Consider the following 12034-nt stretch of genomic DNA (forward strand, 5'->3'; position numbering starts at 1 on the left):
AGCTTATTCCTCCGTCTGCAGGCCAAGATAGTTTCTCACGGCACTGCGGTATGTATCCAGTTCCTCGAACTGATCAAAATAACGCACACATTCCTGATATTCCCCGGTACTTTCCGGCGGGATATCCACAAGCACATACAGGGCAAATGCGTCTTCAAAAGCACAGGCTGGGGCAAGCTCCCCATATCCATCTGCATAAGCTTGCGGGTCTGTCTCCTTTAAGATCTGTCCATATGTCTTAAGAAGCTCCTTTAACGATGCACTGCGGTCTGTAAATCCCACTCCATCGGATGGAAGATCCGCCGGATCGATCTGGACCTGCCAGCCGGCCTCCTGCTGCGTTTTCTGCTGTGGCTGCGTTCCTGCCGTGCTGTGTTCTGGTTTCTTTTTTATTTTTTCCGGCTGTGACAGCTTCTCTGCGTGAACTGCGTTGTTTCCAGCCCCGTCTGTCTCGTAGAGCAGCTCTGCCCTTGGAAGCCCGGCTGATTCCGGCTGGAATAACAGGCTGCAAAGCTTTGTTAAATAACCTTGTTCTTCCTCCACAGATGTGTTTCCATCCGTTAACGTCCCGTCTGCACTGTAAGAGGCAAGCAAGACCGGATCCGGGGTATCGCTGCGGATTTCCACCTCAAACTGCTCTTTTCCGGGGATCAGTTCGATCTGCTGTCCGGTCTTTCGATCCTTCCAGAGATAGTCCGTACCATAAGGCCCTGTTGTTTTCTTTGCCGGTTCCCCATAGCATGCCGTGATCTGCGTCCGGACCTCCCCTGCTGTCATGGTCTCATCCTGTGGCATGAGACTGACCAGATCCAGGCTTTCATCCGTAAAATAATAGCTGGCAGAAAATGGCTGTTCCATGCCAAACCACTTCATGGAAAACCGGTATCGTTCAATTGGACGGTTTTTGGAGTCCCGGTTTACCACGGCAAGCTTTCCCGGAATCCCAAGCAAGGCCTGAAGCCTTCTTGCAGAGCTGCCAAACGGAATCCTCTGCTGTGGCGGCTGGCTGTAAAGGAAGGTATTCCAGTTGTTCTCATAATGTGCCTTTGCCCGCATGGACGGGGTATCTACGCTCATGATCCCGGAAACCGCCTGGCAGACCGTATCTACAATGTTTGAGAGACATTCTGCATCCACGGTGTCTGCGGTATCCAGGGGAGTGCCAAAATCAAAGCTGTCCTGCCGCTGTCCGACCTGGACAGATGGGATCGCATAAGAAGCAAAGACCCCGTTTTCCATTCCCGGCCTTTTCTGGTATTCCCACCGGCTTCCCATCACGCTGTCAGAGGCATCCGAAAGCAGGTCGCCCAGCATGGTGCCTTCCCCATCCTGTGTTGCAAGCACGGTGCCTTCTGTATCGACTGCCCCGCACGGTCCAAAGGTGATCACCCCGATCAGGCGTTCCCGTTCCCGTTTGCTTAAGCCTTTTGCATAGATTCCCGCACCCAATGCATCTTTTTCGTGCGCGGATAAACTCACAAAGCGCACCTCCGTGTCGGTCGGAAGGCCGGAAAGGATCCGCGCAATCTCAAGAAATACCGAAACGCCGGACGCATTGTTACCGGCTCCGGGCTTTCCGGGGCGCTATCGTGCCAGGTGCAGATCAAAAGGATGTCTGCATCCGGGTCTTCCGCCGGACGCACAGCGACCACATTCGTCCCGATGATCTCCTCATGCTCTGTTTTTTCGCGGAAGCGCTGCCGGTTCACTGTATAACCATAATCCTTTAACAGCTTTTGGATATAACGGGAGGCCCCGTCTTCCCCACGGCTTCCCGCAGACCGCGGCGCGGCAGAGAGCATGCCAAGGGACTCCTGGAGATAATACGGATTTACCTCCTCCACTACCGGGATCTCCTCCGGCACATCCTGCATGGTTCCGCCCTGACGCTGTGGCAGCACCCGGGTCGAGGGACCGGCGCAGCCCGGCAATACCAGCGCAGCCAGAAGTACTGCTGCCATTTTTTTGGTCTTGTCCGCAGCAAAAATGCCTGCACCGCATCTGCCCTTTTTTGCCTTGTCCGCAGCAAAAACACCTGCTCTGCATCTTCCGTTTTTTGCCTTGTCCGCAACAAAAATGCCTGCGCCGCATCTGCTGTTGTTTCTGTTCATGAGACTTCCTGTTTTTGTTCACGCGCACATGAGCAAAAACGACTCCTTTCCTTCCGCTTCCGGACCGTTGCCAGACACGTATCCGTGTACAGAAAATCCGATCTAACCTGGTGGCGGAAAACTTAAGATTCAGTATATCATATTTTCTCTGTCAACGAAAGAGGGAACCTCGCACCTGGCAAAAGCCTGTGCGGGATTCCCTTTTTTCACAATCCCGGAAAACAGCCGGACGCTGGTCCTGTTGCTTGTTTATTCCGGTCCACAGTCAGTATTTTCGCGGAGACTGATCAAATCGCTGCGGTGATAAAGATATCGTAAATTGCCTTGATGGCAGTCTCGAAATCGGAATTTTTTACCCCGATGATGATGTTGAGTTCACTGGAGCCCTGGTCGATCATCTTGACATTGATGCGGGCATGTGCCAGTGCGGAGAAGATTCTTCCGACTGTGCGCGGGTGCCTTCATGCCTCTTCCGACTACAGCGATAAGAGCCAGGTCAGACTCCAGATCGACCATATCCGGCTCAACTGCGCGGTGGATGCCGGCGATCACAGACTGCTCATACTCTTCAAATTCGTCCTGGTGTACCATAATGGTCATGGTGTCGATCCCTGACGGCATATGCTCAAAGGAGATGCCGAACTTCTCGAATACACCAAGAACTTTCCTCCCAAACCCTACTTCGGCATTCATCATGCTTTTTCGATGTTGATCGCGCAAAAGCCCTTTCTTCCTGCGATACCGGTGATGGTATAGCGCGGCTTTCTGCAGGTGCTCTCTACGATGAGAGTGCCCTTGTCCTCCGGACGGTTGGTGTTGCGGATATTGATCGGGATTCCTTCTTTTCTTACCGGGAAGATCGCGTCCTCATGGAGTACGCCTGCGCCCATGTAAGCCAGCTCACGAAGCTCTTTATAGGTAATGGTCTCGATGACCTCCGGATTCTCCACGATACGAGGATCTGTTACAAGGAAACCGGATACATCGGTCCAGTTCTCATATAAGTCTGCGTGGATGGCACGTGCAACGATGGAACCGGTCACATCGGAACCGCCGCGGGAGAAGGTTTTGATGCTTCCGTCATGCTTAGAACCGTAAAAGCCCGGGATAACCGCTCTCTCTACATGCTCCAGACGCTCAGAAAGCTCCTGGTTGGTCAGCTCTGCCTCAAAGTTTCCATGCTCATCAAAGAAAATGACTTCTGCAGCGTCGATGAACTCGTAGCCTAAGTAATTTGCCATAACGATACCGTTTAAGTACTCACCGCGGGATGCAGCATAATCCTTGCCGATGCCCTTTACAAAATTTTCCTCGATGGTAGCAAATTCGTGGTCCAGATTTAAGTTTAACTCCAGACCGTCAATGATCTCCTGGTAGCGAGCCTTGATCGCATCCAGGATCTTTTTATAAGATGCTCCGGTGGATGCTGCCGCGTAGCACTCGTACAGCATATCCGTAACCTTGGTATCCTTGCTGTTTCTCTTACCCGGTGCGGACGGGATCACAAATCTTCTTGTCTTGTCTGCACGGATGATATCTCCGACTTTTTTAAACTGGCGGGCACTCGCCAAGGAACTTCCTCCGAATTTCACAACCTTCTTCATATCGCTTGTCTCTCCTCATATTGCTCCCGGATCCTTCCAGGGCAGTTACTCCAAACTATACTTGAAATCGCAGTTTCTGTCAATACCTGACGAAAAAGGAGCCGCCGCAACTCATGCGGCAGCCCCAAATTCAAGATATGATACCAGAAATTAAAATCTTATTTGAAATACTTCACGCCACTCTCGAAGATCTTCATATCCTGCTCTCCGTAGATGTTCATGGCAACAGCCTCACCGCGGCGCTCAGAGTGTGCCATCTTGCCCAGGATTCGTCCATCCGGCTGGTGATACCCTCAATCGCCATGTAGGAGCCGTTCGGGTTCCAGAACTCATCCATGGTCGCATTACCGTTCTCATCGACATACTGGGTCGCGATCTGGCCGTTTGCGGCAAGCTTCTTCAGCCACTCGTCATTTGCAACGAAACGTCCCTCGCCGTGGGATGCCGGGTTGCAGTATACACCGCCGAGCTCTGCACCTGCCAGCCACGGGGACTTATTCGTGACAACCTTGGTATAAACCATCTTGGAAATATGACGTCCGATGGTGTTCATCGCCAGGGTCGGGGAAGCAGCAGTCTGCTCGCAGATGCGTCCCTCCGGAACCAGACCCAGCTTGATGAGTGCCTGGAAGCCGTTGCAGATACCAAGCATCAGGCCGTCACGCTCATTTAACAGCTTTTCGATTTCTTCCTTAATGACTGTGTTGCGGAATACGGTTGCAAAGAACTTCGCACTGCCCTCCGGCTCATCGCCTGCGGAGAAACCGCCCGGGAACATCACGATCTGTGCCTTTGCGATTTCGTTCTTATAAGCTTCTACGGAATCACGGATATCTTCTGCGCTTAAGTTTTTAAATACCTTGGTTACAACCTTTGCACCGGCACGCTCAAAGGCTTTGGTGCTGTCGTACTCACAGTTGGTGCCCGGGAATACCGGAATAAATACCGTCGGCTGAGCCAGCTTGTGGCTGCACACATAGATCTTATCTGCCTCAAACAGCTCGGACTTCACCTCGGTCTGCTTCACGCCGGAGGTGGTCGGGAATACACTCTCTAAGGTCTTGGTCCAGGAGCCTAATGCCTCGTCCATGGAGATGGATACCGGTCCGTACTCAAAAGCAGCCTTGTCGGTCACTTCACCGATCACGGTGTAACGGATAGAAAGATCGCCAACTTTTCCGTCCGGAACTTCGCAGACAATGTTGCCCCAGCCTGCTGCGAAGAAGTCTCTCGGATCTACGTTATGCTCAATCTTCACGCCAAGCTTATTACCAAATGCCATCTTGCTGACTGCCTCTGCCAGTCCATGTCCCTCTACCGCATAAGCGGAAAGGATGCGTCCTGCCTTGATATCGGCATTCAGCTTCTCATAGCCATCCATGATCTGCGCGTAATCCGGCAGGTCATACTGGTCTTTCTCAATATTGAATACAACGATCTTGCTGCCCGGCTTCTTAAACTCCGGTGTGATGATGTTCGGATAATGGTCTACATCCACTGCGAAGGAAACCAGGGTCGGCGGAACGTTGATCTCGCCGTGTTTCTCGTCGTTAAAGGTACCGGACATACTGTCCTTACCGCCGATAGACGGAAGTCCAAAGCCAAGCTGTGCGTTGTAAGCACCAAGCAGGGATGCAAACGGTGCGCCCCAGCGGGCCGGATCCTCGGTCATGCGCTTAAAGTACTCCTGGAAGGTGAAACGGATCTTCTTAAAGTCACCGCCGCTTGCCACGATCTTTGCAACGGAAGACAGCACAGCGTAGATAGCACCGTGGTACGGGCTCCAGCTGGACAGATATGGGTCATAGCCGTAGCTCATCATGGTCACGGTATCGGTCCTGCCTTTCAGGACCGGAAGTTTCGCTACCATGGTCTGGGTTTCGGTCAGCTGGTATTTACCGCCATACGGCATGAAGACACTGCCAGCGCCGATAGAACCATCAAAACGCTCTACCAGACCCTTCTGGGAACATACATTTAAGTCGGACAGGACGTTCAGCCAGGTGGCTTTCACATCTGCTACTTCTTTCTTTTCAAACGGATTGCCCTCTTTGACCGGAGTCTGCAGGACAACCTTTGCCTCCTGGTGCGCACCATTGGTATCGAGGAATGCACGGCTTACATCCACAATGGTCTTGCCTCTCCAGTTCATCACCAGACGCGGCTCTTCGGTCACAACTGCAACCGGGATTGCCTCCAGGTTTTCCTCAGCCGCAAACCCTAAGAATTTGTCAACATCTGCCGGGTCAAGCACAACCGCCATACGCTCCTGGGACTCAGAGATCGCGATCTCGGTGCCGTCCAGGCCGGCATATTTCTTCGGAACCTTGTCCAGATCGATCTGGAGACCTGCTGCCAGCTCGCCGATCGCTACGGAAACACCGCCTGCACCGAAGTCATTGCACTTTTTGATGATCTCACTGACTTCCGGACGGCGGAACATACGCTGGATCTTGCGCTCGGTCGGCGCATTACCTTTCTGTACCTCAGCGCCGCAGACCTCGATGGAAGCCTCGGTGTGAACCTTGGAAGAACCGGTAGCACCGCCGATACCGTCACGGCCGGTACGTCCGCCAAGGAGTACGATGATATCGCCCGGGTCGGAATTTAAACGCTTTACGTATTTTCTCGGAGCGGCACCCATAACGGCACCAATCTCCATGCGTTTTGCCACATAATTCGGATGATAGATTTCTTTAACATAACCGGTCGCCAGACCGATCTGGTTTCCGTAAGAGCTGTAGCCGTTTGCAGCGCCGTTAACCAGTTTTCTCTGCGGCAGCTTGCCCTTTAAGGTTTCGGAAAGCGGACGGGTCGGGTCAGCCGCGCCGGTCACACGCATTGCCTGATATACATAAGTACGTCCGGAAAGCGGATCACGGATTGCACCGCCAAGACAGGTTGCTGCACCACCAAACGGCTCGATCTCAGTCGGGTGGTTGTGGGTCTCATTCTTGAAGTTTACCAGCCACTCCTCCGTCACACCGTCAATCTCAACCGGAACCACAATGCTGCAGGCATTGATCTCATCCGAAACTTCCAGATCTTCCAGTTTGCCCTCTGCACGGAGTTTTTTCATAGCAAGCAGTGCCAGGTCCATGAGGCAGACGAATTTGTCGTCACGGCCTTTGTAGATCACCTCGCGGTCTGCAAGGTAGTTCTGGTAAGTTGCCTCGATCGGTGCCTTGTAATCGCCATCGGTAATGGTCACGTCCTTTAACTCGGTGGAGAAGGTGGTATGACGGCAATGGTCGGACCAGTAGGTATCCAGCACACGGATCTCGGTCACGGTCGGGTCGCGGTGCTCCTCGCCTGCATAATAATTCTGGATATGCTCAAAATCGCGGAACGTCATAGCCAGATTTAAGGAATCGTAAAGCTCTTTTAACTTCGCGCTGTCAAAGGTAGTAAAGCCGGTAAAGGATGCCACGTCAGCCGGTGTCTCAAATACGGTTACCAGGGTCTCCGGCTTTTTGCTTCCTGCCTCACGGGAATCGACCGGGTTGATGCAGAATGCCTTAATGGCAGCAGCCTGCTCCTCCGTCAGCTTTCCGGACAGAACATAGGTAGTTGCAGTCTTGATGACCGGCTCCTCGGTCTCTTTTAACAGCTTCACGCACTGCTCTGCGGAATCGGCTCTCTGGTCGAACTGTCCAGGCAGATACTCTACGGAAAATACAGTATCTCCCTCTTCCTTCGGGAAGTCTTCTTCATATACAAAATCAACCGGCGGCTCGGAAAAGATGGTAACGAGCGCCTGCTTGTAAGTCTCCTCTGACAGATTTTCAATATCGTAGCGGATCAATACACGGACTCCGGTCACGGTATCTATGCTCAGATAACTGCTGATCTCCTCGCGAAGCTCCCCGGCCTTAACGGCAAACTCCGGTTTTTTCTCTACATACACGCGTCTTACACTCATGTGATTCCTCCTGTTATGTATTTCTCCTGTTTTATGGTTCTGTTTCATAATTGAGACTGATAAATCTCATTTAAATAAATAATACCATAAGATATATTATAAATAAAATTAATATATCTTATGGTATTTATTATTGTTGCTTATTAAGTTATCTCTATACCAGCTTACACTTCCGCATCCGGGCTGACACTCATGGCATCCAGAGTCAGCTTCATGATATCTTTGATCTCATCTTCGGTCATTTTCATCTTTTCTGCTAACTCGGTAACCGTAGCCTCACGGCCCAGCTCCTCAGCCATGCGCTTGCTGACTTCTTTTAAGACATTCACGCGGGCCAGCATTTCCTCTTCCACCTTGACTTCGAGCCCCTGCTCCTCAAGGGCAGCCTTGATCATCTCCTCGGTCAGGCTCTTTACCTGCTCTTTTAAGTCACCTTCCTGATACTGGTCTACTGCCATGATCAGCGCTACATTCGCCTCCTGGACCAGGTCGCCCAGCGGAAGTCCCTGGTTTTCATAGGTTTTTGCGATCTCTGCAAGAAACGGCAGGTAACCCTCCATAAGACGGGAACGCACCGTAGTGTCACCATCCTTGAATCTGGTTAAAAGCTGTGTTTCCTCCTCTGCGTCCATCGGGCGGATCGCCGCGATCTCCTCTAAATACAGCTGATAGACATCATCATGCATTTCTTAATCTTACTCCTTCCAAGCTTCTAGCTATTGATAAAACGCTCCGTAAATTCTGCTTTCGGAACCGGTTTCCCAAAGAAATATCCCTGAATATAATCCGGTTTTGCCACCGCGATCCGGTCCAGCTCTTCTTTCGTCTCAATTCCTTCAATGCAGACACTGGTCTTTAATCGTCTTGCCATCTGGATCATCTGTTTTAACAGGTTATATTCATAAGAATCCCCCAAGGCCTTCTGGGTAAAGGAACGGTCGATCTTAATGCAGTCCGGGGTCAGGTCGCCCAGGCAATGGAAATTCGAATAGCCGGTTCCAAAATCATCCAGAAGCACCTTGACACCCAGCTTCTTTAAGCCCTTCCAGACCTTCTGGAAATGTGCGCCAGGCTCCAGGTAACCACTCTCCGTCAGCTCTACACCAAGGCATGCCGGACTTAAATCATGTTCATCCAGTGCTTCCCATATCTCATGGAGCACATTGGTCTTTGCGACCTGTACGTACGAAAGGTTCACCTGGACCCGCATACCCGGATGGGTCTCCTGCCACTGCCTGCAGTCTCTTGCCGCAGTATGGAGTAACCACCGTCCGACCGGAATGATCAGGCCGCTCTCCTCCAGGATGGGGATAAATTCCGCAGGCGAGATCATGTGGCGGTTATTTGTATCATCCGGACAAAGAAGCGCATCAGCGCCTCTGCCGAGACAACCTTGTGGTCCTTCCGGTCTATGACCGGCTGGTAATACACCTCAAAGCCCTCATATCCATGATTGATCGCATGCAGGAGCTGTTTGCGAAGCTCCTGCCTGTGGCTCCAGGCATCGTAATCTGCCTGGCAGAATACATAGCTCTCGTTTTTGCCCAGACGCTTTGCTTCATTTAACGAAAACTCCAGATATTTTAAAAGCTGGTTATAATCATTCCAGCGCCCGCCGGTACCAATGATCCCTGCAGAAATGGTAAATACCGTCTGATAGTGGTGTGTCTCCACCCACCGGCTAATCTCGAACCGGATCTGGTCATATAAATGGCATGCATCGGAAATGGTCTTTCCGGACAGATCCGTGATAATAAACTGATCTGAAACCAGGCGGAACAGCTTCTGCTGCGGTTCCATTACCCGCTGAATGCAGTTTGCCGTCTCCTTTAAAAGGAAATCCCCGTAATTCATGCCGAGTATTCCGTTCACGCCGCCCAGATCATCGATCCCAAGCCGCATGATAAAACCTTCCGGAAGAATCTTGTCACAGTTTCTTGCATAATGCCAGAGTCCCACCTCGCCCATCAGGCCGCTGACATTGTCTGCCTTCTGTTTTTTTCCGATCTCGTTGATACAGCCGATCAGATATTTCGGTGAGCCGTCCGTGTCACGCAATACGATTCCGCGGCAGTTGATCCAGACCGGTTCCCCCTGGCGGTCCAGCCAGCGGTAATCCAGGTTATGATCATCCGTCTGCCCCGCGTTAATCCGCGCAAGATCGGCCCATAAGGATGGCTGGTCTTCTTCATAAACAAATTTTTTGTGTTCCTCTGTTGCATGGTAAAAATGGTCTCCCGGCAAACGGAAACGCTCCACTGCCTGCGGGGATATCATATAGTAGTCTTCTTTCAGATCCACTACATAAAGGTAGTCGTCCATGGTCGGGCTAAACAGCTGGATCATATATGCCATGGCTTCTTTTGGTACACCACGTATCACTTTTTTCATTCGTTCTGCCAATACTCCTAGTCTTCCGGATAGATCAGTCTGCTGTCATCGATATTGTCCATAACCTCACGCAAAAAACGGTCCGCCAGCCATTTTGCCATAGGAAGGTTCATGTCCAGATAGTTGCCGCAGTCTCTTGCGCTGGCGCCCGGAACCTCTCCCTCAAAATCACGGATAAAGGCAAACATTTCCCGCATGAGCGGAACAATGTCGCGGGACTGGTAATCGCCTGCAAGCAGCAGGTAAAAACCGGTACGGCAGCCCATCGGTCCAAAATAGATCACGCGGTCCTTAATGCCGTCGTGATTGCGCAAAAAGGTTGCTGCCAGATGCTCGATGGTATGGATCTCTGCCGTGTTCATGACAGGCTCATAATTTGGTCTTGTCATGCGGATATCGAAGGTAGTGATGACGCTGTCTCCTGCCTGGTCTTTTCTGGACACATAGATGCCCGGCAGTAATTTTAAATGATTGATCGTAAAGCTTGTGATTTTTTCCATGGTAATGATTCTCCTTATGCGTTTTATCCCCGGATAAATACAATATAACGGCTCAGGAAACGTTTCCGTATCCCCGTCAGCTTCCGGCTTTCCCGTATTGCAATGAGAAAGGCACCCAGAAGCCGGAATTCCTCCGGCTCAAGATGTCCGGTCCCATAAACATATTTCTCCAATACATAGTTAACCCTCTGGTAAATACCAGGTTCTATATCCGGCATGCAGTTACAGATACTCCGGTCTGTCTCAGCTGCATTCCACCCTAATCTTACTTCAATACCTAAAACGCTGAGATTTCCGGATATCTGCCTGCAGAGATATTCCGTGCTGCGTTTTTCCTCCTGTCTTACCATCTTGCGGATCTTTTCTTCATAAAACAGGTGTCCTGCTTCCAAAACCACTATAAAGAGCAGGAACAAAAACAAAACCAGAAGTAAGACCCCGGTTACCACGTTAACATACATGGCCCGGACCTGCTCCGAAAGCTGATCCTGTTGTTTGATCTGCGGTGTATTTCCCGCAACATTTTCTGCTTCTTCCCCTTCATCCTGCAAAGCTGCAGTCTTCCTGACATTCTGCGGAAGCTGTGCCATGCGAAGAAGTGCATATGTATTGTAATAAAAACCCGGCGTAAAATCAACCGGAATCCATCCCATTCCATCCATATATATTTCTGTCCAGGCATGCGCATCCTGGCTGGTCAAAAGAATCTGTCCGTTTCTTGACTGTGCAATGTTATCCGGGTCTGCATAATAACCTTCTGCATAGCGGGCAGGAACTCCCAGACTCCGCATTGCCAATACACCGGCAGAAGCATAATAAGCAGAATTACCATACTGGTTCCCGCGCAGGAATTGCGTCAGAGGATCTCCGCTTTGTGCCAGTTCCGGCTCCTTTTTATAGAAAAAGCTGCGCTCCATCATACTCCGGACTGTCTGTGTCATGCCATAGATCCCAGTTTTTCCTTCTGTCCGGGAAGCAGAAATTTTATCCAGTCCGCCGTCCGGAGCAAATAAACGCTCCATTTCTGCCTTCAGCTGCGGACTAATGTCCAGATAATTTTCATACACGAAATCGCGGTAAACGCTTTCCCCAGTCAAATATGCTTCCTGCTGTTCACTTTCCGGCTGGTAAACCCAGCTGTCCAGCTGGAAAAGCTCGCCCGGAACATCGGCCGAACGCTCTGTAAAATCATATTTCCAGATTCCAAACAGCCCTTTAGAACGGTATCCCGTATCCAGTTTCGCAGTGACCATATTTTTTGAAGAAGATTCTTAATATCTCCGAAATCAAATAATGGAGCATTCATAATATTTTGATACGACATTTCGCATTATTTCCAATCTTATAATTTGACGTCAGCCAATCATCTTAGAATTCGAATCAATCTCTCTCGCCTTTCTTGATAAGTCTGACTACCGGAGTAAGGTCTGTAAATGCGCTACCGATGATGATTGTTGCCTGCTGCTCACCACGGAACGGTGTGTGATTATTTATAGAGCAACGTAG

General features: G+C 50.8%; 7 protein-coding genes and 2 pseudogenes. All 9 read right to left on the bottom strand.

Features of this window, described 5'->3' with window-relative positions; translation table 11 throughout:
* Positions 1-3 precede the first annotated feature (3 nt).
* Complete coding sequence (locus DXA97_RS07890) at positions 4-1527, bottom strand: hypothetical protein (protein WP_118719310.1); 1524 nt, start codon at positions 1525-1527, stop codon at positions 4-6.
* Entirely contained in the window at positions 1476-2111 is a 636-nt protein-coding gene (locus DXA97_RS07895) for a hypothetical protein (RefSeq protein WP_118719312.1), read from the bottom strand. The genes DXA97_RS07890 and DXA97_RS07895 overlap by 52 nt, the downstream gene beginning before the upstream one ends.
* 287 nt (positions 2112-2398) lie before the next feature.
* A pseudogene (locus DXA97_RS07900) lies at positions 2399-3715 on the bottom strand (aspartate kinase).
* Between the two features lie 158 nt (positions 3716-3873).
* Positions 3874-7637, bottom strand: a pseudogene (locus DXA97_RS07905) (phosphoribosylformylglycinamidine synthase).
* Positions 7638-7801: 164 nt separating this feature from the next.
* Complete coding sequence (locus DXA97_RS07910; RefSeq protein WP_118719314.1) at positions 7802-8323, bottom strand: sigma-70 domain-containing protein; 522 nt, start codon at positions 8321-8323, stop codon at positions 7802-7804.
* A 26-nt stretch (positions 8324-8349) separates the two neighbouring features.
* Positions 8350-8970: an EAL domain-containing protein gene (locus DXA97_RS07915; protein ID WP_118719316.1), complete on the bottom strand. Its 621-nt coding sequence runs from the start codon at positions 8968-8970 to the stop codon at positions 8350-8352.
* Positions 8967-10028 (bottom strand): diguanylate cyclase, encoded by a 1062-nt coding sequence (locus DXA97_RS07920; protein WP_118719318.1) that lies wholly within the window; start codon positions 10026-10028, stop codon positions 8967-8969. The genes DXA97_RS07915 and DXA97_RS07920 overlap by 4 nt, the downstream gene beginning before the upstream one ends.
* Before the next feature lie 17 nt (positions 10029-10045).
* A complete protein-coding gene (locus DXA97_RS07925) occupies positions 10046-10528 on the bottom strand; it encodes an S-ribosylhomocysteine lyase (protein ID WP_118719320.1) in 483 nt (160 codons plus the stop codon).
* Between the two features lie 23 nt (positions 10529-10551).
* Positions 10552-11781 (bottom strand): transglutaminase-like domain-containing protein, encoded by a 1230-nt coding sequence (locus DXA97_RS07930; RefSeq protein WP_118719322.1) that lies wholly within the window; start codon positions 11779-11781, stop codon positions 10552-10554.
* Between the last annotated feature and the right edge of the window lie 253 nt (positions 11782-12034).

This window comes from Clostridium sp. OF09-36, from assembly GCF_003481985.1.
Lineage (GTDB): Bacteria > Bacillota > Clostridia > Lachnospirales > Lachnospiraceae > Brotaphodocola.